Genomic DNA, 20,819 nt, shown 5'->3' with positions numbered 1-20,819 from the left:
GAGGCTACCCTCTGGCGTCCGCGCGCCGCAGGTGGCTCGGATGGACCCGGTGGGATCGTTTCAGGCTACCAGCGCCCGCTCCAGGCCATTCTCAGGCAAGATGGCCCTCATGGGGTCAACCACATTTGCGAGCGTCCTTGATCGGCTCTACTTCACCGCGACGAGCGCGCGGGACAAGGGAACCAAGTTCGAGCGTCTCGTGAAGCGGTACCTCGAGCTGGAGCCGAAGTATGCGGAACAGTTCTCGGACGTGTGGCTCTGGAACGAGTGGCCGGACCGGAACGGCCAGGTCGACACGGGCATCGACCTTATAGCCCGGGACCGGTACACGGGTGAGCTGACAGCTATTCAGGCCAAGTTCTATGACCCCCGTCGGACGCTCAACAAGAAGCAGATCGACTCATTCTTCACCGCCATGGGCAAGGTCGAGTTTCGGCACGGGTTGGTCGTCTCGACGACCGACAAGTGGTCCAGTCACGCCGAGGAGGCGCTCGGGGGCCAGTCCAAGGATGTGCAGCGCATCCGCCTGCAAGACCTGGCAGACTCGACGATCGACTGGTCGGTCTTCGACCTCGACCGCCCCGAGGCGATGCGCAGGTCCCCGGGGAAGGAGCCCCGGAAGTACCAGCGCGAGGCGATCTCTGACGTCGTGCGCGGTTTCAAGACCAGTGACAGGGGCAGGCTGATCATGGCCTGCGGCACCGGGAAGACCTACACGTCCCTCAAGCTGGTCGAGGAGATGGTCCCGGTGGGCGGGACCGTACTCTTCCTCGTCCCGTCGATCGCGCTGCTGCAGCAGACCCTGAACGAGTGGACCGCGCAGGCGCAGGTGCCGCTGCGACCGCTCGCGGTCTGCTCGGACTCGAAGGTGGGCCGCAAGGAGTCCGAGGATGTCTCAGTCCACGACCTGGGCTTCCCCGCCACTACGGACCCGCAACTGCTGCTGAACCGTGCCCGTATCTCGACGGGCCAGGACCACCTCACGGTCGTCTTCTCGACATACCAATCGATCGGCGTCATCGCGCAGGCTCAGAAGGCCGGCCTGCCGGACTTCGATCTCATCCTGTGCGACGAGGCCCACCGCACCACGGGCATCACCGAGCCCGGCACCGACGACTCCGCCTTCACCCGAGTCCACGACAACGGCTACCTCAAGGCCGCCAAGCGCCTGTACATGACCGCGACGCCGAGGATCTACATTCAGGAGTCCAAGGCCAAGGCCGCCCAAGACGACGTCACCGTCTACTCCATGGACGACGAGGCCACCTACGGGCCCGAGTTCCACCACCTCGGCTTCGGCAAGGCCGTGGAGATGGGCCACCTCTCCGACTACAAGGTCCTCGTCCTAGCCGTGGACGAGGAATCCGTGGGCCGGTCCTTCCAAGGCGTCCTGGCGGATACCGAGGGTCTCAAGCTCGACGACGCCGCCCGGATCGTGGGCTGCTGGAACGGCCTGTCCAAGCGCGGGATCAACAACGAGCAGCTCGATATCAACGACATCTCGCCTATGCGCCGCGCGGTCGCGTTCGCCCGGGACATCAAGACCTCCAAGAAGCTGGTCGAGGAGATGGACGTTATCGGGCGCCAGCTCCTCGTCGAGGACGATAACGCCCTCAAGCTCGAGGGCGCACACGTCGACGGGACGTTCAACGTCCTCGAGCGGCAGGCCAAGTTGGACTGGCTCAAGGCGCCCGCCGACGGCAACTCCGTCCGGATCCTCTCCAACGCCAGGTGCCTCTCCGAGGGCGTGGACGTCCCCACCCTGGACGCGGTCCTGTTCCTCAACCCCCGCAATTCACAGGTCGACGTCGTCCAGTCCGTCGGCCGCGTCATGCGCAGGGCCGAGGGCAAGGAGTACGGCTACATCATCCTGCCCATCGCCGTCCCCTCCACAGAGGACCCCGAGACGGCCTTGAACGACAACAAGCGCTACCGGGTCGTCTGGGACGTCCTGCAGGCCCTCCGCGCCCACGACGACCGCTTCGAGGCGATGGTCAACAAGATCGACCTCGACCCCAAGTCCAACAAGACCGTCGACATTATCGGCATCGGCGGCGGCCCGGGGGACAACGACGAGGGCACTACCCGCCCGGGCGGGGATCAGCCCGCGATGTTCCACCTGACCAATGCGGACGAGTGGCGCGACGCCATCTTCGCCCGCATGGTCCGCAAGGTCGGCGACCGCCGGTACTGGGAGGACTGGGCCAACGACGTCAAGGACATCGCCGACCGGCACACTACCCGCATCCGCACCATCCTTCACGGCGATGATCCGCGCCCACGCGAGGAGTTCGGCATCTTCCTCGAGGGACTGCGCGGGAACCTCAACGACTCCATTACCGAGGCCGAGGCGATCGGCATGCTCTCCCAGCACCTCATCACCAAGCCCGTCTTCGAGGCACTCTTCGAGGACTACTCCTTTGCCGCCCACAACCCAGTCTCGCAGGTCATGGACTCCATACTCGCTATCCTGGACGGATACAACCTCGACGCCGAGGTCGCCTCCCTCGAGGACTTCTACCGCTCTGTGCGCGTCCGCGCCGAGGGGATCTCGAGCGCCGAGGGCAAGCAGAAGATCATCACCGAGCTCTACGAGCGGTTCTTCAAGCTCGCCTTCCCCCGGGTCGCCGAGTCCCTTGGCATCGTCTACACCCCGGTCGAGGTCGTGGACTTCATCGTCCGCGCCGTCGACGACGTCCTGAAGAAGGACTTCGGCACCTCAATCTCGGGCGCGGGCGTGCACATCCTCGACCCCTTCACCGGAACCGGGACGTTCATCGTCCGGCTCCTACAGTCCGGGCTCATCAAGCCCGAGGACCTCCTGCGCAAGTACGCTCAGGAACTCCACGCCAACGAGATCCTCCTCATGGCGTACTACATCGCCGCGATCAACATCGAGGCCACTTTCCATGGCATCCATGACGACGGCACGGGCGAGTATGTGCCCTTCGATGGGATTGTCCTCACCGACACCTTCCAGTCCTCCGAGCACGGCGACACCTTCGACGAGCGCGTCTTCACCGCCAACAACGACCGCGTCGTGGCCCAGAACGCGCTCGACATTCGCGTCATCCTCGGCAACCCGCCCTACTCCGTCGGCCAGACGAGCGGTAACGACAACAACGCCAACCTCAAGTACCCCCACCTCGATGCGTCCATCCGCGACACTTATGCGGCCCTGTCCACGGCGACGAACAAGAACAGCCTCTACGACTCCTACATCCGGGCCATCCGCTGGGCCTCGAACCGGATTCTGACATCAGACGACGGCGGCATGGTCGCCTATGTCTCCAACGGTGGCTACATCGACGGCAATACCGCGGACGGCCTCCGCAAGACGCTCACGAGCGAGTTCCACGAGATCTACGTCTACAACCTCCGAGGCAACCAGCGCACCGCGGGCGAACAGAGCCGCAAGGAAGGCGGCAAGATCTTCGACTCTGGCAGCCGCGCGACCGTGGCAATTCTCATCCTCGTCAAGAAGCCAGGTCTTGTCGAGCACTGCACACTCCACTACCGCGACATCGGCGACTACCTCGACCGCAAGACTAAACTCGCCTCCATCGACCAAGCCACCCTCGCCAACCTCCAGTGGGACACCATCACCCCCAACAACGAGGGCGACTGGACCAACCAACGCAACGACCTCTTCGAGACCTTCACCCCGATCTCCTCACGGGGCGGTGGCCCCAGCATATTCAACATGTACTCCGCGGGACTCAAGACCAACCGCGACGCGTGGGTGTACAACTCCTCCGAAACTGAGCTGCTCCGGAACGTCGAGCGGATGGTCGACTTCTATAATTCCCAGGTCGAGCAGGCCATGGCGGGTAAACCTGTGAGCAGCGATCCCACGCAAATCGCATGGGCCGGTGGCCTCCGCCAACTTCTTGACCGGAGGCGGACCGTGACTGTCGACCCCACCGCTGTACGACACGGGATGTACCGACCCTTCAACCGCCTAGTCGTGCAGTTCCAGGCAGAGCTGAATGAGCGTCAGTACCAATTGCGGAGCATTTACCCCTCAACTTCGAGCGAGAACTTCGGCATCTACCTCACTGGTGAAGGAACCCAATACCCGACCTTCGAGGCGCTCATGACGGATTTGATCCCGAACGTGCACGCGCTCCATACGGGCCAGTTCTTTCCTCGCTACACCTACACGACACCAGCGCAAGGCGCGGACGACTTGTTCGATGATCTCGCGCCATCGTTCCCGGGGCCGCAGCGGATCGACAACATCTCCGACGCCGCCCTCGCCGACTACCGGGCTGCGTACGGCCCAGAGGTAACCAAGGATGACATCTTCTTCTACATTTACGGGCTCCTGCACTCCCCGGAGTACCGCACGCGGTTCGCCGCGGACCTGCGGAAGATGCTCCCGCGCATCCCGAAGGCCCGCGGCGCCGAAGGGTTCCAGGGGTTAGCGGCGGCTGGCCGGAGGCTGTCGGAGCTGCACATTGGCTACGAGGACGTAGAGCCGTACCCGCTCGCGGAGGTCGTGACCGCACCCGGGCTCGAGACCGACGCCTACGCGAAGTACGCCGTCACGAAGATGAAGTACGGCGGCAAGGCCGGGGCATGGGACAAGACCCGAGTCGTCTACAACGGGCACATCACCCTCGAGGGCATACCGGAGGACGCCCACCGGTACATGCTCGGCTCTCGCTCGGCCGTGGACTGGATTCTCGATCGCTACCAGGTCAGGATCGACAAGGCCTCGGGGATTGTCAACGACCCCAACGACTGGTCCCGCGAGCATCACGAACCGCGATACATCATCGACCTCATCGGCCGGATCGTGGCTGTAAGCATAGAGACCAACCGGATCGTGGACGGGCTGCCGGAGCTCGGAATCTAGAGGCTGGAGAGGCGAAGCACCATGAGCAGCTACTACGTCGGAAGTCACAGGTTCGCCAGCAGGGCGGCCGTCAAGCGTTACCTTGGCGACGAGTTAGAGGCTCGTCGCCACGGGGACCGTATCGAGGATTCGAGGTTGATCGACGTGCTGACGCGGCTGGTCAGCGAGCATCCCAGGCCGAGCGAGAAGATCGGGGAAGGCATCGAGTACTGGGCCGTGTGGGAAAACGCTGACCTACATCACCGTACGAAGGGCTACCGCATCAAGTAGGTCGGCAGGGACGACCCGGTCGACTTCGGCTACTCGAAGGTCCTGTACCCGCCCTCGGAGATCGAGCAGTTCGGCACGGCCCTCACGGAGGAGGCCCGAGACATTACCGAAGAGTTCCGGGCCGAAGCATTCAAGGACGGGCCGGTTGTCTGCTACCGAACGGGCGAGCTCATCATGAACAAGACAGAAGCTCAGGCTATCCACGTGATCCCCAACCGAGCCGTCCTCCACGCCCAGTTCCTCGCTCAGGAGGGGCTCACGGTCGACGAAGTCAAGCTTGAACCCGTGCCGGGGGCATCGGGCAAGCGTCTAGTCGACCGTGAGCTCGCGGCACGCTGGAGAGCCTTTCAGCAGTCCCAACTCGATGGGATGCGCATCGCCAAGCTATAACATGTCCATCCACGGCCTATGCCAGCGTCCGGGCCGTTTCGGAAACGGCCACTCCTCGGACTCGCTGGGGGGTCCAAGGCCTGCGCGTGGGGGTGGTGATCCCTTCGGTGTTCAGCCCGGCCGCAATGGCCGTATACGTGGCTCCCGCGGCCCTCTCCAGGGCGATGCGGGCCATCACGTCGACCTCGAGCGCTGCGGGGCGCCCCATGTGCTTGCCCGTCTCGGCCTTGATCTTGGCCATGCCCTCGCGGGTGCGCTCCCCGATGCGGCTGCGCTCCATCTCAGCGAACACGCACGTGACCTGAGCCATCGCCCGGCCCGTGGTGGTGCTCGTGTCCACGTTGAGGTCGAGGGCGATGAACGTCCAGCGCTGCTTGTTGGAGATCTCGAGGATCGCGGCGAAGTCGGCCACATTGCGGCTGAGCCGGTCGAGCTTGGACACGGCGAGGGCGTCGGCGCGGTGGGACTTGAGGTCTGCGAGGACGGTGGCGAGGACGGGGCGGCCGTCGAGGCTCTTGGCGCTGGCTGGGTCCTCGCGGTGAATCTCGAGGTCCCAGCCGTGGCGGGCCGCCTCGGCCCTGAGCGCGGCGACCTGCACCTCGGGGCCGACCTCCTGTTTGTCGGTCGAGACGCGGACGTAGCCGAGGACGCGGAGGGGGCCGGATGCGGGGCGTTTCCGTCTCGTCGTCATGTCTCATGGTAAACGAAAGGGAGCCCTTTTGTTTATCTGAGCTGTGGGGGCCCGGATTTTCAGTCCCTGTGCGTTCAGTGGTGTACCCGACGGGGTATCGGCGCCAGACGGCCCGGTCGGCCCTCGGGAAGGGCCCGATGGGCTGGGAGGGCCGAGCCGGTCTGTCAGGCCGGCTCGGCCGCGCTCAGGGCTGCTCCTGCGGATCCGTGGGCGCGCTCACGCCGCGGACCCTCGGCTCGGTCACGGCGAACGCGAGCTGGTCCGCGCCGGTCGTGTGGTCGGGCTGGTGCCGTACCGCCTTGACGGCCCACGAGAACGACTCACCGGCGGGCCCGTGCGCAGTGAACGCCCCGGCGACGATGCCGTCGTACCAGACCTCGGCCTCCACGGTGCCGATCAGCGAGAGCGACACGACCCGGCCCGTGGGCTTGGTCAGGGCCTCGAAGTAGTCCGGGAGCGTGACGGTGCAGGTGCCGTCGGCCCCGAACGTGCCCTCGCCCCAGGTACTCGACCCCGCTTGCCGGCGACTCGGTCACGGCGTGCTTGAGGATCATGTCGGGCTGGGTCGGGTGGTCCATGACGAACGACTTCATGCCGTTGACGGTGTGGTTCCCGAACACGGTGGTGTTGCCCTGCAGCTGGACCTGTCCCGTCGTGCCGTGGGAGTTGACCTGCACGCCGCCGCCGGTCGCGCCCGACTCGATGTAGGTGTTCCCGTCCGGGCCCGCCGTGGTGGCGATGTAGGGGCCGCGGCCGATCACGGTGTCCCCGAGGGTGTACGAGCCGTCCGCGCCGAAGATCACCCCGACGAGGTCCGGCGAGTCGTGCCCACGGATGCCCGTGACAGTGACGTCCCCGCGGTACCCGATGGTCGAGATCTCGGCGCCGGGCGCGCCGTAGGCGTGCAGGCCGTACTCGTCGAACTTGAGGCCGGGCTTGCCGGGCTCCTGCCCTGTGGAGGCGTTCTTGAGCACGGGCTGGGTCGCGAGGATAAGGACCTTCCGCTCGAGCTCGCTAATGCGCCTGGGGAGGTCGTAGCGGTCGTCGAGGGCGATCTGGACCATGCGCTCAGCCCTGCCCTGCTGCGGCGAGGGCTGCCATCGGGCCCGCGTTCTGGGCCGCGCTGCTGGCCGCTGCGGTCGGGTTGGGGCCGACGGCGTTGGTGAGGTCGCTGTGGAGGCTGTCGAGGACCTCGTTCGGGGCGTCGGTGTTCCCGGCGTGGATCGCGGTGAGCGCTTGCGACGATGGCCTCCTGGATCGTCAGGAGGTCCTTGGGCACGGCGTCGAGGGTATTGAACGCGGGGCGGCCGCCGGGCTGGCCGGTCCTGGGGGCGGGCGCCGGTGCCCTAGCGCCCTGGGGGGTCTGCGCGGGGGCCTTCGCCCCGGGCTTGGCGGGCTGGGGGGCCTTGGCGGCGTAGGGGCGGGGCGTCTTGGCCAAGGGCCGGGGTGCCTTCTGGGCGGTCGGGGCGGTGCGGGCGGTCTGCAGGGTCATGGCGTGTCCTGTCGTGGAAGGTGAGTGTGCGATTGGGTGCTGGGTCATGGCCGGTCGAGGGCTGCGAGCTCGGCTTCGAGCTCGCAGCGCGTGGGGCTGTGGTCGTCATCGAGCGGGGGCACGTCGAGTCCGGCGAGGATCGCGGCCTCGTTGGCGTTGAGCTCGGTCAGGGCCGTGAGGGTGTCCGCGTCGAGCGGGGCGAGGGCGGCGAGGGCGATGGCGAACACGCTTGCGAACGTGTCCTCGGGCTCGTGCTGTGGTCTGCGGTCTGGGCATTCACGCGGCTGCCCTGCCGGCGTCGTAGCCGAGGACGAACGCGGTCGGTGATCGGCTCGGCGGGGACGTAGTCGCGCTTCTTGCGGCCGAGGTCGTGCTTCTGCTTGCTGCTCATGCCGCGGGTTCCTGTCTGCTGGGGTGTGGAAGGTCAGCGGTTGAAGATGAGGCGGGCGGGCGGCCCTCGGCCTGTGCCGGGGGCCTGATCCGTGCGGCCCACTCCGCCGGGACCGTGGCGCGGAGCCAATGGGCCTCGGGGTCGGAGTACCCCCCAGCGGTGAGGTAGCTGTGCAGGCCCGTGAGCGCGCCGTCGTGGGCCCGTGCGGCCGCGAGGGCCGGGGCGAGTGCCTCGTCGAGTGCGGCGAACGCCTCCCGGATCGCGGGCGCGGCCCCGGCCAGTGCGGCCTCGAGCGCGACGGCGGGGTCGGTCAGGGCGTCCTCGAGGTTCGCCTCGGCCACGGCCGCCCATGAGTAGGTCGGCTCGTCGGCCATGAGGCGTTCGGAGGCGCGGCGTGCGGCCCCGGCGTCGAGGGCTGCGTGGCGGGCGTCGAGCTCCGCGGCGTCGATCAGGTCGCGGGTGACCTCGGGGTCGCCGTCGATGTACCGGGCGCGGAGGGCGTCGGCGATCGGGGCGAACTCGACCGCGCGGGCCTCGGCCTCGGTCGCGTGCTGCACGGCGGCGGTGCGGCGGGCCGCGAACTCGGCGTAGCGCTCGGCTGCCGTGGGCTGGGTGACCTGGGGCTCGGGGGCGAGCTCGGTGCTGGCGGTCATGGCTGGGGTTTCTCCTGTCGGGGTGTGGGTGTTGCGGCTGTGGAAGGTCTGGAGGGCCCGTGCGAGCCACCCGGGGGCGTTCACGCGGCGCTCACGAGCTTGAGCTCGGGCTTGAGCAGCTCCCGGAAGTTCGCGGGCATCACCCTCCTGGGGGCGTCGGCCGGGGCGATGAGGCGCCCGACCATGTCCTCGGGGCGGTGGCCTGCGGCGACCTCGGAGAGGCAGCACCGGCAGGTGTCGGCGGGCTCGATCGGGTGTTCCTCGCACCTCGGGGCGGTGCGGGCGTGCTCGCGGCGGCGACCGGCGAGGATCGCGTTGTGGGTGTTGCGGGCGTAGCTGGGCTGGAGGAGGCGGGACACTGCGTTGATCGTTTCCGGGTCGGCCGCTGCGGCCTCGAGCATGGCCTCGTGGTCCTCGGCGGGGTAGCCCAAGGCCGTGAGGCCCTCGGCGAGCTTCCGGCTGACCTGCGGGGCACGGGGCGGCCGCGGAGCGGTCGTCTCGGCCTCGAGGACAGGATCAATCCCTCCCCCGTCTCCTGCCCGGGCCGGACCCTCGGTGACGGCGCCTCGGGGGGTAGGGGGGGTATTAATCCTTGGTTCTTCTTTGGGCCCCACGATTCGTGGGGCCTTTCCACCACGATTCGTAGGGTCTTTCTCGAGATTGACCCCACGATTCGTAGGGTCTTCGGTAAAGACCCCCTGATTCGTGGGGTCTTTCTCGATGGATCCCGAAAAACGGGGTGCAGTCGAAGTAGCGGGCATGCCTGCCACATCGGCCTCCTGCGGGACGTGCCCGGCCTTGATCTGGCCAGCAAGCTTGGCCGCCGCGAGCTGCTCGGGCCCGAGGTTGAACCCGTAGTTGGCCTGCCGCCCGCGGTAGCCGCCCTCGATCGTGTAGATGGCCCCGGCCTTGCGGAGCTCGGCGGTGACCTTCTCGACGTTCCTGTTGACCTTGTCGCGGGCCTTCCGCGCCTTCCCAGCCTCCTCGCTCGTGTCGTCGTCGGCGGGCTTGGGCTGGCCGCGCAGCGGCCAGACCCACGAGACGGAAAACGAGGAGAAGGACAGGACGGCAGACGCAACGGCCGCGCGCAGCGCGGCGGGAGCGCAGCGACCACGGACCACCAGGACGGGAACCGGAAAGGAGCACGCGCCGCCGGCGCGCGCAGCGCGCAGGCTCACGGCCGCCAGGCCGGGAGCGGGCCGCAGGCCCACGAGGAACGCCACGGAGCCCCGCTCCGCGGAGAACCACGACGGGGAACGGGCCGGTCCACGGAACGGAATCGTGAAGGGACGAGGGGCGCCAGCCCCGAGTCCTTCTTAATATGCCGACCCCACTGCCGGATCCACTCGGCCCAGCGCCCCGGGGCTGCGGCTACCGCCGGCCCGTCACCCCGCCGGCTTCGCGGCGGAACACCACGGCGGCGGCGGCGGCGGCGCTACCGCGCGGGAAGGCAAGGCACGGCGCGGCGGCCGTGGGGTCAGGCGGCGAGGAGGTCCTGGGTGTCCGCGCTGTCGGCGGGTTGCTCGGCGGGTTGGTCGCAGAGGTCGGTGAGCAGGGCTGCGGCGGCGTCGAGGCGTGCGGCCCCGGCCCGGTCCGGCGTCAGGCGCGCGCGGCGGGCGAGCCCGGTGGCGGTCCTTGCCAGGGAGGTGAGCTCTGCCGGGGTGGCGGTGCCGGCGAGGGCTGCCTGCCGTAGCCGGCGGGCGAGGGCGATCGCGGCGGAGGCCAGGTCGACGTGGAAGGCGAGGATGAGTGCGACGGCGGCGTAGACCGTCTCCTCGAAGGACGTCTCTAGCCCGGTGCCGTGTACTGCCTGTCCGACTGTGGTCTGTGCCTGCTCCATGCCCTCTTTGTGTGCGGCCGCGCGCCTGGCCGACAATGCGCCTCGGTCCAGCGCCGTTGCAGCTTCTGGTGCGGGCCAGACCGCAGGGATAGCCTGTCGCCGTCGGCCCACGAGCACAGGAGCATGCGATGGGGGCAGAAGCACGACCAAGGCTCGATGAGCCACTGTATGGCGCTGGAGTTTCCGAGGCGTTCGGCCGGTACTGGCTGAAGGCGTTCACGTTCACCGGCCGCGCGAGCCGCAGCGAGTACTGGACCATGTGGCTGATGGGCGCGGTGCTCGGCGTCGCCGGGTGGAGTGTCGGGTACGCGGCCGGCGCGTCCGGCCTTCGCCTGGGCGGGCTGATGGCAGCGGCCACCCTGCTGTCCCTCGCGGCGCTCGTCCCGGGGCTGTCCCTTGCAGTGCGTCGGCTGCACGACACCAACCGGAGCGGCTGGTGGCTCCTCTTCGGTCTCATTCCGTTCGGCGCGCTGTTCGTCCTTCTCGCGATGGCTGCCAGCTCGGACCCGGCAGGTGCGAGGTTCGACCCCGCCGCGGCTCGCATGTCCGCGGAGCCAGCTGGCCCTCCGCCGATCCTCCACGTCCAGCGCGAACCTGCTGGCGGGAGCCCGGCCAGAAGCAGCGAACGCTCGGTGACCTTGGTCCTGGCGTCAGTGATGGGCGGTGGCCTGCTTGTGGTGGCTATCTCCTTGCTCGTGTGGGCCGGCTCGATGAATGAACGGTCGGCCGCCGTCGTCCCGACAGTGCAGGGCGCCGCCCCGGCCAGGCAGACCTCGCCAACAGCGGTCAGGCAGACGCCGGCTGTACAAGCCCCGACGGCCGACGCCCGCGAGGCCGCGCTCCGCCAGGAGGTCGAGTCGGCCGCCGGCTGGCAGAAGTACAGCCGCACGCTGTACTTCAAGTGGGAGAACGGGATGTCCGTGTGCCAGACCGTCGGCGTCTCCTGCCAGACGGTCCGCATCGAGAATGTGGCGGCCACCGACTGCAGCTTAGGGTCTGTGGAGCTGACACTGCTCAGCAATGGCACACCTGTGGCGAGCAGCTCGGGCGACTTCTACCTACTGCGGCAGGGCCAGCCCGTGGACGTCGGCGTCCCGTTCAATCCAAACCTGAAGGGTGATCAGGTGAGGCTGGACCGGATCACCTGCAGCTAGAAGCGGTGCCCCCTCACGCGGTCGCCCCGGTGCGGAGTTCGAGGTCGGCGCGCTCGAGCTGTGCCAGGTGGTCATCGAGCTCGGAGACGGCGTCGCCGGCCACTGCCGCCATCTCGGAGCCGGTGCCGAACCTGCTGACCAGATAGCCGACGAGGCCGCGGGCAGCGGTGAGCATGTCGCGCGCTTCGCCGATGCGGACCTCGGACTCGCGGTAGCCGAAGGTGCCGGCCAGACGCAGGTGCCCGAGGATGCTCTCGGCGAGGTCGCCTGCGTCTGGCCATCTCGTCGGAGAGGCCGTCGACGAGCTCGATCTGGAGGAGGATGGCGCGGGCGGCGCGCAGGGACGCCTCGGCCTCCGCCTGCTCCAGGTCGGCGGTGTACGTGTCGGCGCAGTGCGCGGCGGTCATGCCTTCACCCGCTGGGTGTAGGCGACGGCGCGCTTGACGATCTCGCCGGTGTAGCCGCTGCGGGAGGCGGCGCCCTTCGCGGCGGAGGCCTTGCGCCAGGTGCCGATCACATTGCCATCGGCGAGCTGAATGCCGAACCGCTCCTCGGTGTGGCGCATGGCGGTGCTGTCCTGGTCGAGGATCGCCTGGAGGCGGCGGCCGGCGTCGTCGGTGACGTTGCCGTGTTCGGTGAGCTCGGCGGCGAGGGTCGTCCTGTCATCCATGGTCGGTGTCCTGTTCAGTGGCGTGGAGGCTTCTCACCCTCCATGTGTGCGGAGCGACTGCCTCTTCTCTACGCGGCGCTCTCCGTTCATGTCATATCGACGTCGGTGCCGAGCGGCGCGTTTCTCTGCCTTAGACTCAAAATTGCTGTCCGGACTTCGACCGGTGTGAGCTTCGTCCCGTAATGCAGCTTTGATGACCGGTTCGAAGGACATGGGGGGACATATGGCCAGCCGTTCGGTGGTGGAATGCCTGGCGTCTGCAGCACTCGTCTGCTTGATAGCCAGCGGCTGCTCGGCGCAGGCGGGAAGCAGTGCTGAGCCGGAGAAGACGAACGCTTTGAAGTCAGACGCTTCGGACTTCGCCAGCCTGCTTCCAACGTCCGACGAGGTTGCCAGCAAGTTGGGACCGCAATTCGCGGCCCGACCCATTCCCGTGACTTCGGCGACGCCGAAGGCCAGCGCTGCGGCATCGTCTCAGGCGTCCACCAACGCGGGGTACGAGCTCATTGGCAAGGAATGCTTCGACGCCGCCGCTGCCTTCGAGAAGCAGGCTGCCCTTGGGGCGTCTGACGCAGAAGGCGGTCTGGATGTGCGTGAGGGCAGTGATGGCCGTATGGGGTATCTCGCAGTGCGGCGGCTCCGCGACGGGGACGCTGCTACGGAGTACATGAAGGTCGTTCAGGCATACGTCACGGCGTGCTCGCAGGCCGTGAAGGTCCACCCCAAGATGGCTCCGCTGACCTCGTCCACGAGCTCGGTTCCCGAGGCGATTGCGTACGAGCGGCCTAGCAACCTCGGTGATGGCGACCGGCTGACCGTCGTCCGCCACGGCCGCCAGGTCATCGAGGCCAGCTCACGGGTGTCCCAGCACAGTGCTGACCAGCTGGCGCAGCTTGAGCTGGACAAGATGACGGCCGCCGACCACGCATCCTGATCCCGTTGCCAACCGGTGAAAGCACTGGAAGCCTGATCGGACAGCGGCTCTTCTGCTGCAACAACAGCGTCGCCTTGCCTGAACTCGCCGGGAGGGGCGTTTCTCAACCGCGCGCGAGCTGTTCGGGCAGCGTGATGTCGGCTGGGTCGAGCTCGGGGCGGGCGCGCACGAAGCCCAGCGCGTGGCGGAACGCGGTCCCGGACCAGGCGGTGTCGGCGCTGATCTCCACGACGATCGGCTCGATGCGGGTCAGGTGGACCGGTCCCTTCTCCTTGGCGAACCGGTCCAGCCAGGAACGGGGCACCTCCTCGGGCCACGGGTGCACTCCAATCGGCTCGCGCAGGTGCGGGGCCACGGAGCGGGCCGCGGATGCGGCGAGGGGCCCGGTGCGCCCGACGATGCGGAGCTTCCCGTCGATGGGGAGCCCGGCGATGAGGGCGGACGGCCGGTCCATTGTCCCGGTGACGGCGGCGACGACGACGTCCAGGGTGTCGCGCTGCTTGACCTTCAGCCACTGCCGGACGCCCGGCTCGTAGCGCTGGCCGGCGCCCTTCACGACCAGGCCCTCGATCCCGGACGGGTGCATGTCCTCCATCCATCCGATCGCCTCGTCGCGGTCGGCGGTGGCGGGGGAGAGGCTCAGCGGCCGGGACCAGCCGGCGGCCAGCTCGGCCAGAAGGGCGCGCCGGTCAGCGAGCTTCAGACCCCTCGTGTCCTGGCCGGCGACGGCGAGGATGTCGAACGCTGCGAACGAGGCCGGGTGGGCGCGGACCAGGTCGGCCAGCCCGGCCCTGGAGGTGACGTTGCGGCGCTGGAGCGCGTCGAAGTCGAGGCGGCCCCCGTTCCACACGACGGCCTCGCCGTCGATGAGGAAGCCGGGAGGGACCATCGCCGCGGCCGCCTGGGCGAGGTCGGGGAAGGTGCGCGTGAGGTCCTTGCCCTGCCGGGACCAGAGCGAGGCGCCGTCCTCGTCGACGGCGATCAGGATCCTGAAGCCGTCCCACTTGGGCTCGTAGCGGCAGCCGCCGGGCAGCGCACCCTCGGGCGGGACTGACTGGACGGCTTTGGCGAGGGCGAGCTCGAGCGGCGGGCGCAGGCTACGGGGGAGCGAGGAGCCGGCGGCCATGCAGCCACGATACCCATGCGCGGGCCGGTCGGAACCGGGGTGGGCGGGCTCGGCTCAGTGCTGGCGGGTCAGCCGAGTGTGCGCCAGTACTTGTCGGGGTCGTCGATGTCTCCGAAGGGGAAGTAGGCGTAGCCGGGCTCGCTGGCGAGCTCCTTGTACTTCTCGCAGACCGCGTCGTGGCTGCGGTGCGCGAACACCTCGGTCCCGTCCTGGGAGAGCCAGTACAGGCCGCGGTCCGAGTCCACGCCGATGACGAAGTCGGGGATGTGCCGTCGGCGCAGGATCTCCTTGGACACCGAGCGGACGCTGATCGCCTCGGACCGGTCGGAGTCGAAGCCAGGGTCGTCGTCGTAGCCGGTGGCGACCTCGATGTCGTACTCGATGGTCTCGCGGACGGTGAGGATCTCTGCCATGACCCGAATGTGTGCGGCAGCCAGTAGCCAGGTCACCGGACCGTTCTCAGCGGCGCCAGGCCCAGACGCGCTCGGTCTCCTTCAGCGGCGCGCCGGCGGCGCCCTTGATGTACGACGGGATCCACCGGACGGACCGCTTCGAGCGGCCGGGCCCATGGGGCTGGTTGCGCCAGTGCCCGAGCACAAGCCAGCGGTGTGTGTAGGTCCGGCCACCCTCGGCGCCGTCACCTGCCGGTTCCGTGTCGACGTGCTTCGGTGCGTGCAGGCTGATCACCGTGACGTGCTGCGACCTGCCGCGCTTGGCGTCCTTGCGGGCGGCCTTCGTCTTCGGGGTCAGCACGGCGCGGTCGGCGACGCCCGGGCTGGCCATCAGGAGGGCCGCGGCGGCCAGGAACGACATGAGCCGCACAGTGCGTGGCACGGCCTCTTCGGTGTCGAGCGGGTACAGCGCGTCGGCGGGGCCGCGGTGGAACCAGACCGGCTCGAAGAAGCGATGTGGGTTGGGGACCCGGTCGCCGTGCGCGAACGACTGGATGACGGTCTCAGCCCCGACGGTCGTCCAGCCGATGAGATCGACGGCGAGCTCGGCCTCGTACTCGTTGCCCTCCTCGTCCTTCACCCAGGTCTGCAGACCGGGCAGTGCCTCCTGGAGGACCATGAAGCCGTTCGGTGTCGGCAGGTCTGCGGCGGGGTTGAAGTCCGGGACGTCGGCGGCGGCGTCCAGCGCCAGCGCCGCCATGTCGGACCCGGCCCAGTACATCTCGGCTGCTCCCAGGTTCCTCCTGTGCGCCCGCTCGAGGGCTGCGGCCTCGAGCCTGAGGCGGACCTGCTCCGAGTCGTCCGCGGCGGGCACGCCGCGGAGCATAGCCGCCAAGACAGCGGCCTTCTCCTCGACAAGGATCGCGCGCAGCTCCGGGACGGCGGAGACCCGCCAGTCGGCACGCCTCACCTGCCGGCTCCGGCGAGGGCGGCGTACGTGGTGCAAGGCCAGGTGCAGGCGTCGGTGCCGAGGACGTCCCCGTGCACCGCGTCGTCCTCGTCCAGCTCGCCGTAATCAATGCGGGAGCATTCGGCGCAGACCTCGACGAACGTGGCGTCGTCCGGGCCGGACAGCGCGATGGACTCGTAGCCGCGCATCGGGTCGGCGCAGTTCACCTGGTACGCCCGCTGAGCGGTCGGGTAGGTCGTCTCATCCCGGAAGCTGGCCTTGTACCGGCAGACCGGACGATGGAGCTCGAGGGCCGCGGCCACGGCGGCTGCCGGGTCGATGCCCTGGTGCAGGGCTGCCGGGTCAGCCATGCCGGCGTGCCATCCGTTCGGCGTAGGTGCGGCCGGCGGGGTGGGCGTCGAGCAGGTCGGTCAGGAGCGAGAACGTGAAGTCATCCTCCATGGCCCCTGGCGCGGTGCCCTGCTCGTCGAGCTCGCCCTCGCGGGTGAAGCGGAGCGAGGCGAGGTAGTCGTTGACGGCGACGACGGCCTGGTGCCCGGCGACAGCGGCGCGGGTCAGGAAGATCACGCCGGTCGCCGCGCAGACGGCGTTGCTGCAGGTGCTGCCGGGCAGCCCTTCGCGGCGGACCGGGCGGTGGCGGCCGATCGAGTCCGCGATCAGGCGGACGGCGTCGCGCTTCTGCTGGTCGAGCTCGTTCTCATCAGAGGTCATGCGTCCCATGTGTGCGGACCGGTCACTGCCCGTCATCGCGACGTCAGCCACACAGCCGCCCCCCGTTCGTCGTTCTACCGGCGGGTGCGGCGGCGGTCCTCCCGCTGCACGCGGCGCACCACCGGGGCGACGACATTCACCGCGGGGCCGATGGCGTCCTTCGCCTCTTCGGCCTCGGGGAGCTTCGCCCTGTAGGCGGCGAGGAGTCGCTCCGCCTTCTCATCGGTCAGCTTCGCGAACACGCCCTCCCGGGGCTGCGCCTCGAGTTCGGCGATCGACCGGCGGAGGAACGCAACACGATCCCTGGCCCACCGGCGGCGGCGGGCGAGGTCTGAGGCTCCGTCGTCCTCGAGCCCGTACACGCGGGCCCGGCGTGCGACGCCGGGGATCCGTTCGGCGAGGCTCTCCTCACCATGGCGTCTGGTCGTCATGGTCCCCATGTGTGCGGACCGCTCCGTCGAGCTCACCGGGGACCGGCGGCGGCGGCGGTGACTTCCCCGGGTCCCTAGAGCTTGTCGATCTCCTCGCGGCGTGTTCGGGAAGAGGCAATCCGGCAATATATTGCCGGATTGCACCGAAACTGGAGTGCGAAGTGCCCCAGTCCTACCTGACCGGCAATATCTTGCCGGATTCGGCAGATGCCCCTGCCGCCGCCTCGCACTTGGCCTGGTGGAGAGCGACGGCCTCCTGGATCGTGACGGGGACCGCCCCGAGCCGGATCGCGAGCTCGCGCTTGGAGTCCACGACGTCGAAGTGCTCCTTCCACGCGTGGCCCTCGTTCTGGATCCAGGAACGCCGCAGCCCGAGCCTGGCCGCGAACGCGACCAGCTCCTCGGTGGTGTCCGCGGTCAGGTGCGACCAGCGGCCGCGGAGCCGGCCGACGGTGGCGGGCATCCGGAGGTTGTCGACATAGACGGCCATCAGAGGCCTTCCCGGTTCTGGAGCGCGAACTCCTCGCGCAGCGCCGCGCACTCCGGGTCGCGGCACGTCCACAGCCGCACGATGATCCGGCCGGTGACGGTCCACCCGAACACCGCGGTCCGCTTCCCGTCCGGGTCCTCGCCCATGAAGAACGGGATCAGGGTCCGCCAGCCGTGCCAGTGCCACTGGGGTCCCCAGAAGTACACCGGGCTGGCAGCCTTCGGCCTCCGTGCCCGGTCAGCCACGAGTGCCCCCTTCGGTTTCGGTCGTGTGGACGTGCAGTGGGCGCTCAGTGCACTGGAAGGGGCCGTAGATGCCGTCGTCGTAGACGTTGACGTTGCAGTGGATGCACCGTTCGCCGTCGTAGACGTGGCCGTCCCAGGAGTCGAGCCCTTCGGTTTCGGCGACCGTCTCGCTGCCGTGCGCGGGGCAGTCCGGGTTGGGGACCAGGACGGCCTCGAAGAGGGCCCCGCCGCGGGGTTCGTTGCGGTACTCGCAGAAGCACTCGTCAGCCATGGGCGGCGTCCTCCGGCTCGCGCGTCGCATGTGCCGCGGCGATCTTGCTCTCGAGGCTCTCGACGACCCAGGCGAGCTGCCGGATCTGGAGCTGTCCGTCGCGGTGGCCGGCGTTGTAGGCGCGTCCGAGCGCCCCCGAGATGACGTGGACGGCGTTGCTGGCGCTGCCGGGATCGGCGATCAGACCGGCGATGGCATCGACGGCGTCATGGAGGTAGGGCGGGAGCGGGTAGTGCGGGATGTGCGCCACGGGTCAGTCCTTCTTCTGGATGCGGGCTTCGAGCCAGGTCAGGACCGCGTCGGCGCCCTGCTCGGCCCGGTCGGCGTCGAGGCCGAGGGCGGTGGCGAGCAGTTCGCGCAGCTGGATCCGGGGCTGGCGGTTGGGGAAGAGGAGGCGGGACGCGACAGTCGTCTTGGCCCAAGTCTGGGTGGTGCCGACGACTACGGTGCTGCCGTCCTCGGCGATGGCCACGATGTCCTCCGTCGAGGGGGACATGATGTCGATGTACCCTGGCGTCGAAGCCGCCCGCTCCGAAGACGGCTTCTTCCACAGCGGCACTCGAGTGCCGGCGTGTGCCCGAGAGCGCTGCAGTGATCCCGATCAGGCTGCGCAGCGTGTGGGCGATGCGCGAGCTCACCAAGCCCCGTCCGAGGTGCCGGTCGGCGAGGTAGACGGCCCTCGTGTCGATGCCGTCGAGCGGCCAGCACACGAAGACTGTGCCGCCGGTCCTGCACAGGCGCTCGGCCTCGCGCAGGACCTCCACGGGCTCGGGGTGCAGGTGGAGGACGTTGCACAGGAGGACCGCATCGGCCCGGCCCGAGGGCAGGCCGGTGGACTCGACCCGCCCATAGACCGCATCGTCGATCCGCTCCCTCCGGAGCGCCCTTCTGAGCATCGCGGCCGAGGCATCGACCCCGATGACCAGGGTTTCGCTCCTGCGGGCCATGAGGCCTGTCCCGCAGCCCAGGTCGACGACAGTGATGGCGCCGGACGTGCGGGCCTCCGCTGCCTCGGCGAGTGCGTCGGTCAGCGGCGAGTCCCAGATCGCGTCGTAGACGGCCGCGTACAGCGACCAAAACAGTGCGCCCGGCCCCGGCTCAGCGGTAGTTGCCGGCCCGGCGGTCGGCGCGGTCCTGCGCGGCCCGTTTGCGGATGTACTCCCTGAACCAGACGATCGCGGCGATGGCGCCGATGAAGATGATCCCGTAGACGATTTCCATGGGGTCACCAGAGGACCCATTTGCTGCCGGGCAGCAGCAGGTAGATCCCGTAGGCGATCAGGAGCGGCCCCGCCCACCAGCCGCCCTTGGCGAACACCGCGAACAGCACGATGAGGCCGGCGATGAGCAGGAGGGCGCCCCAGGCCTTGGTCAGGACCCAGCCGACGCCGTGCGCGGCAGCGCCGGCACCGTGGGCGACCTTGTCCGCGACCTCCCAGCCGCTCATCTTCGAATCGTCGTTCGGCATCTCTGATCCCCTCCTGCATTCGCAAAGCTGATGCGCACAGTTCTAGACCGGCAGGGAGGCCCCGGCGGACGGTCCGGCGCCAGGTGCGGCTGTGCTGTCCGCCGTTCAGGGGACGGCCGTCCCCCGTACAGGCGACAGTGGCGCCCCCGGGCGCCCGCTTGGACGGCGCCGCCCCCACCCGAGCGGACAGACTGCCGGAGGAAGTACCCCGGAGCGAAGGAGGAACCGTGCATTCCGTAAAGGCACTTCTTGCGGCCGCGGCGGTCGCAGCATCGTTGGCGGCCTGCTCATCGGCGCCGCCGAGCCTGGCCGGCAACTGGAGGTCCGGCGACGGCACCCCCACGAAGGTCGTCTCCCAGAATGGGGCGTGCCGCGGCATGTACTACGACAGGGGCAAGCCGCTCGACATCGGGGGCGGCATGAGCTGCTCGCTGTCCCAGAGCAAGGACCCCAACGGGCGGTACTCCCTGGTCGTCTCGCAGCCACCGAACCAGGCCACCTACACGGTTGCCTTCGACGGGAACGACAAGGCAACCGTGTACGACGGCTCCAAGGCCATCTACACGATGGTCCGCCAGTAGCCGGGGAGGCCTCCAGGCCATTCCGGGGCCTCTGCGGGCCACATACCCGGCAGCCGGCCGGGCACCGACGATCGAGCATGACCCGAGGAAGACCCCACCGAACAGGAGAACGACCATGTCCAGCTGCACCAAGTGCCACCGCCCCACCGTCGATTGCCCCGGCTGCAACGGGGGGCGCAACCTGACCGGCATCGTCGGGCGCCTGACCTGCAAGGAGTGCGGGGAGTCCGGCCAGGTCTGCCCCGAGCACGGCCGCTTCTGGAAGTAGGCCTTCGGGCCGCCCGGCCAGTCGGCGCGTGCTGGGCCGGGCGGCCCGACCCAGCCCCAACCCTCACGAGGAGGAACAGTGAAGTCCGAACACTCCAGCTACACGACCACGCACAGCACCGACCGCATCGCCCAGGCCCTCCGGCAGGCGTACGGCGACCTGGGCGCCGAGGTGAGCAGCATCGAGGACCACTACAGCGCCATCCCTGACGCGGGCCGGGCCCAGCTCGCCGTCGTCGGAGAGGGCCGCGGGTTCGTGGGAGGGTACCGGGCCGTGCAGGCCTACGTCCACGACCACGGGGCCCAGCGCATTATCGAGCTGGTCGCGCTCGGACAGGGCGCCCTCGGGCGCGCCTGGGGCGGGATGCGCAACACCGTGTCCCTCAACGCAAGCACACAGAAGATGGGCGCGATCGCAGACACCCTCCGTGGGGCGCTGCCTGGCCTCGCCTGACAGGCCACGCGCCCGGACGTGAGATTGAAGGTACCGACGATGAAACAGCATGCATCCGGCAGCGCGG

The 20,819-nt window shown here is 68.8% G+C and carries 31 protein-coding genes and 1 pseudogene; 9 read left to right on the top strand and 23 right to left on the bottom strand.

Annotated elements, in window-relative coordinates:
* The first annotated feature begins 109 nt into the window (after window positions 1–109).
* From LF262_RS03730 to LF262_RS03720, 3 genes are all read left to right on the top strand, one after another.
* Window positions 110–4,861 (top strand): DEAD/DEAH box helicase, encoded by a 4,752-nt coding sequence (locus LF262_RS03730; RefSeq protein WP_235778900.1) that lies wholly within the window; start codon window positions 110–112, stop codon window positions 4,859–4,861.
* A gap of 21 nt (window positions 4,862–4,882) precedes the next feature.
* On the top strand, window positions 4,883–5,131 hold the full coding sequence (locus LF262_RS03725) for a hypothetical protein (RefSeq protein WP_235778899.1): 249 nt from the start codon (window positions 4,883–4,885) through the stop codon (window positions 5,129–5,131).
* 174 nt (window positions 5,132–5,305) lie between these two features.
* Window positions 5,306–5,521, top strand: coding sequence for a hypothetical protein (locus LF262_RS03720; RefSeq protein WP_235778898.1), 216 nt, complete (start codon window positions 5,306–5,308; stop codon window positions 5,519–5,521).
* A 16-nt stretch (window positions 5,522–5,537) separates the two neighbouring features.
* Here the strand turns inward: LF262_RS03720 and LF262_RS03715 are convergent, their stop codons facing one another.
* From LF262_RS03715 to LF262_RS03685, 7 genes are all read right to left on the bottom strand, one after another.
* On the bottom strand, window positions 5,538–6,212 hold the full coding sequence (locus LF262_RS03715) for a recombinase family protein (RefSeq protein WP_235778897.1): 675 nt from the start codon (window positions 6,210–6,212) through the stop codon (window positions 5,538–5,540).
* 184 nt (window positions 6,213–6,396) lie between these two features.
* Window positions 6,397–6,600: a hypothetical protein gene (locus tag LF262_RS03710; RefSeq protein ID WP_235778896.1), complete on the bottom strand. Its 204-nt coding sequence runs from the start codon at window positions 6,598–6,600 to the stop codon at window positions 6,397–6,399.
* Window positions 6,533–7,276 carry a hypothetical protein gene (locus LF262_RS03705; protein ID WP_235778895.1) on the bottom strand — a complete coding sequence of 248 codons (744 nt, stop codon included), beginning with the start codon at window positions 7,274–7,276 and terminating at the stop codon, window positions 6,533–6,535. Before LF262_RS03705 ends, LF262_RS03710 begins: the two co-directional genes overlap by 68 nt.
* 472 nt (window positions 7,277–7,748) lie before the next feature.
* A complete protein-coding gene (locus LF262_RS03700) occupies window positions 7,749–7,931 on the bottom strand; it encodes a hypothetical protein (RefSeq protein ID WP_235778894.1) in 183 nt (60 codons plus the stop codon).
* A 160-nt stretch (window positions 7,932–8,091) separates the two neighbouring features.
* Window positions 8,092–8,748, bottom strand: coding sequence for a hypothetical protein (locus LF262_RS03695; protein WP_235778893.1), 657 nt, complete (start codon window positions 8,746–8,748; stop codon window positions 8,092–8,094).
* Window positions 8,749–8,828: 80 nt separating this feature from the next.
* Window positions 8,829–9,971, bottom strand: coding sequence for a hypothetical protein (locus LF262_RS03690; protein WP_235778892.1), 1,143 nt, complete (start codon window positions 9,969–9,971; stop codon window positions 8,829–8,831).
* Window positions 9,972–10,225: 254 nt separating this feature from the next.
* Window positions 10,226–10,588 carry a hypothetical protein gene (locus LF262_RS03685; protein ID WP_235778891.1) on the bottom strand — a complete coding sequence of 121 codons (363 nt, stop codon included), beginning with the start codon at window positions 10,586–10,588 and terminating at the stop codon, window positions 10,226–10,228.
* A gap of 128 nt (window positions 10,589–10,716) precedes the next feature.
* Between LF262_RS03685 and LF262_RS03680 the strand changes: the two genes are divergently transcribed.
* The gene (locus LF262_RS03680; RefSeq protein WP_235778890.1) at window positions 10,717–11,742 is read left to right on the top strand and encodes a DUF805 domain-containing protein; all 1,026 of its coding nucleotides are present in this window, start codon (window positions 10,717–10,719) and stop codon (window positions 11,740–11,742) included.
* A 13-nt stretch (window positions 11,743–11,755) separates the two neighbouring features.
* Here LF262_RS03680 and LF262_RS03675 read toward each other — a convergent pair whose 3' ends face one another.
* Window positions 11,756–11,917, bottom strand: coding sequence for a hypothetical protein (locus LF262_RS03675; RefSeq protein ID WP_235778889.1), 162 nt, complete (start codon window positions 11,915–11,917; stop codon window positions 11,756–11,758).
* Window positions 11,918–11,990: 73 nt separating this feature from the next.
* Between LF262_RS03675 and LF262_RS03670 the strand changes: the two genes are divergently transcribed.
* Window positions 11,991–12,170 (top strand): hypothetical protein, encoded by a 180-nt coding sequence (locus LF262_RS03670; RefSeq protein WP_235778888.1) that lies wholly within the window; start codon window positions 11,991–11,993, stop codon window positions 12,168–12,170.
* Here the strand turns inward: LF262_RS03670 and LF262_RS03665 are convergent.
* Entirely contained in the window at window positions 12,146–12,412 is a 267-nt protein-coding gene (locus LF262_RS03665; protein WP_235778887.1) for a hypothetical protein, read from the bottom strand. The two genes, LF262_RS03670 and LF262_RS03665, sit on opposite strands and share 25 nt — an antisense overlap.
* Window positions 12,413–12,845: 433 nt before the next feature.
* Here LF262_RS03665 and LF262_RS03660 point away from each other — a divergent pair, with 433 nt between their 5' ends.
* Entirely contained in the window at window positions 12,846–13,346 is a 501-nt protein-coding gene (locus LF262_RS03660; RefSeq protein WP_235778886.1) for a hypothetical protein, read from the top strand.
* Window positions 13,347–13,449: 103 nt separating this feature from the next.
* Here LF262_RS03660 and LF262_RS03655 read toward each other — a convergent pair whose 3' ends face one another.
* From LF262_RS03655 to LF262_RS03595, 14 genes and pseudogenes are all read right to left on the bottom strand, one after another.
* Window positions 13,450–14,472 carry an ATP-dependent DNA ligase gene (locus LF262_RS03655; RefSeq protein WP_235778885.1) on the bottom strand — a complete coding sequence of 341 codons (1,023 nt, stop codon included), beginning with the start codon at window positions 14,470–14,472 and terminating at the stop codon, window positions 13,450–13,452.
* 68 nt (window positions 14,473–14,540) lie between these two features.
* A complete protein-coding gene (locus tag LF262_RS03650; protein ID WP_235778884.1) occupies window positions 14,541–14,885 on the bottom strand; it encodes a hypothetical protein in 345 nt (114 codons plus the stop codon).
* 46 nt (window positions 14,886–14,931) lie between these two features.
* The gene (locus tag LF262_RS03645; protein WP_235778883.1) at window positions 14,932–15,834 is read right to left on the bottom strand and encodes an AcrVA2 family anti-CRISPR protein; all 903 of its coding nucleotides are present in this window, start codon (window positions 15,832–15,834) and stop codon (window positions 14,932–14,934) included.
* Window positions 15,831–16,184: a hypothetical protein gene (locus LF262_RS03640; RefSeq protein ID WP_235778882.1), complete on the bottom strand. Its 354-nt coding sequence runs from the start codon at window positions 16,182–16,184 to the stop codon at window positions 15,831–15,833. The genes LF262_RS03645 and LF262_RS03640 overlap by 4 nt, the downstream gene beginning before the upstream one ends.
* The gene (locus LF262_RS03635; protein WP_235778881.1) at window positions 16,177–16,545 is read right to left on the bottom strand and encodes a hypothetical protein; all 369 of its coding nucleotides are present in this window, start codon (window positions 16,543–16,545) and stop codon (window positions 16,177–16,179) included. Before LF262_RS03635 ends, LF262_RS03640 begins: the two co-directional genes overlap by 8 nt.
* 74 nt (window positions 16,546–16,619) lie before the next feature.
* Complete coding sequence (locus LF262_RS03630; protein ID WP_235778880.1) at window positions 16,620–16,976, bottom strand: hypothetical protein; 357 nt, start codon at window positions 16,974–16,976, stop codon at window positions 16,620–16,622.
* A 172-nt stretch (window positions 16,977–17,148) separates the two neighbouring features.
* Window positions 17,149–17,466, bottom strand: coding sequence for a DUF4031 domain-containing protein (locus LF262_RS03625; protein WP_235778879.1), 318 nt, complete (start codon window positions 17,464–17,466; stop codon window positions 17,149–17,151).
* Window positions 17,466–17,711: a hypothetical protein gene (locus LF262_RS03620; RefSeq protein WP_235778878.1), complete on the bottom strand. Its 246-nt coding sequence runs from the start codon at window positions 17,709–17,711 to the stop codon at window positions 17,466–17,468. Before LF262_RS03620 ends, LF262_RS03625 begins: the two co-directional genes overlap by 1 nt.
* A complete protein-coding gene (locus LF262_RS03615; RefSeq protein ID WP_235778877.1) occupies window positions 17,704–17,982 on the bottom strand; it encodes a hypothetical protein in 279 nt (92 codons plus the stop codon). The genes LF262_RS03620 and LF262_RS03615 overlap by 8 nt, the downstream gene beginning before the upstream one ends.
* Window positions 17,975–18,232, bottom strand: coding sequence for a hypothetical protein (locus LF262_RS03610; protein ID WP_235778876.1), 258 nt, complete (start codon window positions 18,230–18,232; stop codon window positions 17,975–17,977). Before LF262_RS03610 ends, LF262_RS03615 begins: the two co-directional genes overlap by 8 nt.
* A 3-nt stretch (window positions 18,233–18,235) precedes the next feature.
* On the bottom strand, window positions 18,236–18,478 hold the full coding sequence (locus tag LF262_RS03605; RefSeq protein WP_235779326.1) for a hypothetical protein: 243 nt from the start codon (window positions 18,476–18,478) through the stop codon (window positions 18,236–18,238).
* Between the two features lie 193 nt (window positions 18,479–18,671).
* Window positions 18,672–19,013 (bottom strand): annotated as a pseudogene (locus LF262_RS03600) (class I SAM-dependent methyltransferase); the annotation flags it as partial.
* Window positions 19,014–19,080: 67 nt separating this feature from the next.
* Window positions 19,081–19,203, bottom strand: a complete 123-nt coding sequence (locus LF262_RS16865) for a hypothetical protein (RefSeq protein ID WP_268933638.1) — start codon at window positions 19,201–19,203, stop codon at window positions 19,081–19,083.
* A gap of 4 nt (window positions 19,204–19,207) precedes the next feature.
* On the bottom strand, window positions 19,208–19,450 hold the full coding sequence (locus LF262_RS03595; RefSeq protein WP_235778875.1) for a hypothetical protein: 243 nt from the start codon (window positions 19,448–19,450) through the stop codon (window positions 19,208–19,210).
* A gap of 227 nt (window positions 19,451–19,677) precedes the next feature.
* On the opposite strand from LF262_RS03595, the gene LF262_RS03590 reads away from it, so the two are divergent.
* The 3 genes from LF262_RS03590 to LF262_RS03580 all read left to right on the top strand — a co-directional run bounded on the left by LF262_RS03590 (window position 19,678) and on the right by LF262_RS03580 (window position 20,752).
* The gene (locus LF262_RS03590; protein ID WP_235778874.1) at window positions 19,678–20,031 is read left to right on the top strand and encodes a hypothetical protein; all 354 of its coding nucleotides are present in this window, start codon (window positions 19,678–19,680) and stop codon (window positions 20,029–20,031) included.
* A 115-nt stretch (window positions 20,032–20,146) separates the two neighbouring features.
* On the top strand, window positions 20,147–20,299 hold the full coding sequence (locus tag LF262_RS03585) for a hypothetical protein (RefSeq protein ID WP_235778873.1): 153 nt from the start codon (window positions 20,147–20,149) through the stop codon (window positions 20,297–20,299).
* A 78-nt stretch (window positions 20,300–20,377) separates the two neighbouring features.
* A complete protein-coding gene (locus tag LF262_RS03580; protein ID WP_235778872.1) occupies window positions 20,378–20,752 on the top strand; it encodes a hypothetical protein in 375 nt (124 codons plus the stop codon).
* Window positions 20,753–20,819: the final 67 nt, after the last annotated feature.

The sequence above is a fragment of the Sinomonas notoginsengisoli genome (assembly GCF_021554725.1).
Taxonomy (GTDB): domain Bacteria; phylum Actinomycetota; class Actinomycetes; order Actinomycetales; family Micrococcaceae; genus Sinomonas; species Sinomonas notoginsengisoli.
This window is presented reverse-complemented; position numbering and strand designations above follow the sequence as displayed.

What these genes read in the sequence shown, in the direction of transcription:
- LF262_RS03640 (WP_235778882.1), bottom strand. Translation starts at nt 16,184, where the DNA reads ATGGCTGACCCGGCAGCCCTGCACCAGGGCATCGACCCGGCAGCCGCC.
- LF262_RS03615 (WP_235778877.1), bottom strand. Translation starts at nt 17,982, where the DNA reads ATGGCTGACGAGTGCTTCTGCGAGTACCGCAACGAACCCCGCGGCGGG.
- LF262_RS03680 (WP_235778890.1), top strand. Translation starts at nt 10,717, where the DNA reads ATGGGGGCAGAAGCACGACCAAGGCTCGATGAGCCACTGTATGGCGCT.
- LF262_RS03695 (WP_235778893.1), bottom strand. Translation starts at nt 8,748, where the DNA reads ATGACCGCCAGCACCGAGCTCGCCCCCGAGCCCCAGGTCACCCAGCCC.
- LF262_RS03705 (WP_235778895.1), bottom strand. Translation starts at nt 7,276, where the DNA reads ATGGTCCAGATCGCCCTCGACGACCGCTACGACCTCCCCAGGCGCATT.
- LF262_RS03720 (WP_235778898.1), top strand. Translation starts at nt 5,306, where the DNA reads ATGAACAAGACAGAAGCTCAGGCTATCCACGTGATCCCCAACCGAGCC.
- LF262_RS03730 (WP_235778900.1), top strand. Translation starts at nt 110, where the DNA reads ATGGGGTCAACCACATTTGCGAGCGTCCTTGATCGGCTCTACTTCACC.
- LF262_RS03665 (WP_235778887.1), bottom strand. Translation starts at nt 12,412, where the DNA reads ATGGATGACAGGACGACCCTCGCCGCCGAGCTCACCGAACACGGCAAC.
- LF262_RS16865 (WP_268933638.1), bottom strand. Translation starts at nt 19,203, where the DNA reads ATGGAAATCGTCTACGGGATCATCTTCATCGGCGCCATCGCCGCGATC.
- LF262_RS03605 (WP_235779326.1), bottom strand. Translation starts at nt 18,478, where the DNA reads ATGTCCCCCTCGACGGAGGACATCGTGGCCATCGCCGAGGACGGCAGC.
- LF262_RS03725 (WP_235778899.1), top strand. Translation starts at nt 4,883, where the DNA reads ATGAGCAGCTACTACGTCGGAAGTCACAGGTTCGCCAGCAGGGCGGCC.
- LF262_RS03685 (WP_235778891.1), bottom strand. Translation starts at nt 10,588, where the DNA reads ATGGAGCAGGCACAGACCACAGTCGGACAGGCAGTACACGGCACCGGG.
- LF262_RS03670 (WP_235778888.1), top strand. Translation starts at nt 11,991, where the DNA reads ATGCTCTCGGCGAGGTCGCCTGCGTCTGGCCATCTCGTCGGAGAGGCC.
- LF262_RS03635 (WP_235778881.1), bottom strand. Translation starts at nt 16,545, where the DNA reads ATGACCTCTGATGAGAACGAGCTCGACCAGCAGAAGCGCGACGCCGTC.
- LF262_RS03625 (WP_235778879.1), bottom strand. Translation starts at nt 17,466, where the DNA reads ATGGCCGTCTATGTCGACAACCTCCGGATGCCCGCCACCGTCGGCCGG.
- LF262_RS03675 (WP_235778889.1), bottom strand. Translation starts at nt 11,917, where the DNA reads ATGCTCACCGCTGCCCGCGGCCTCGTCGGCTATCTGGTCAGCAGGTTC.
- LF262_RS03715 (WP_235778897.1), bottom strand. Translation starts at nt 6,212, where the DNA reads ATGACGACGAGACGGAAACGCCCCGCATCCGGCCCCCTCCGCGTCCTC.
- LF262_RS03585 (WP_235778873.1), top strand. Translation starts at nt 20,147, where the DNA reads ATGTCCAGCTGCACCAAGTGCCACCGCCCCACCGTCGATTGCCCCGGC.
- LF262_RS03655 (WP_235778885.1), bottom strand. Translation starts at nt 14,472, where the DNA reads ATGGCCGCCGGCTCCTCGCTCCCCCGTAGCCTGCGCCCGCCGCTCGAG.
- LF262_RS03650 (WP_235778884.1), bottom strand. Translation starts at nt 14,885, where the DNA reads ATGGCAGAGATCCTCACCGTCCGCGAGACCATCGAGTACGACATCGAG.
- LF262_RS03630 (WP_235778880.1), bottom strand. Translation starts at nt 16,976, where the DNA reads ATGACGACCAGACGCCATGGTGAGGAGAGCCTCGCCGAACGGATCCCC.
- LF262_RS03595 (WP_235778875.1), bottom strand. Translation starts at nt 19,450, where the DNA reads ATGCCGAACGACGATTCGAAGATGAGCGGCTGGGAGGTCGCGGACAAG.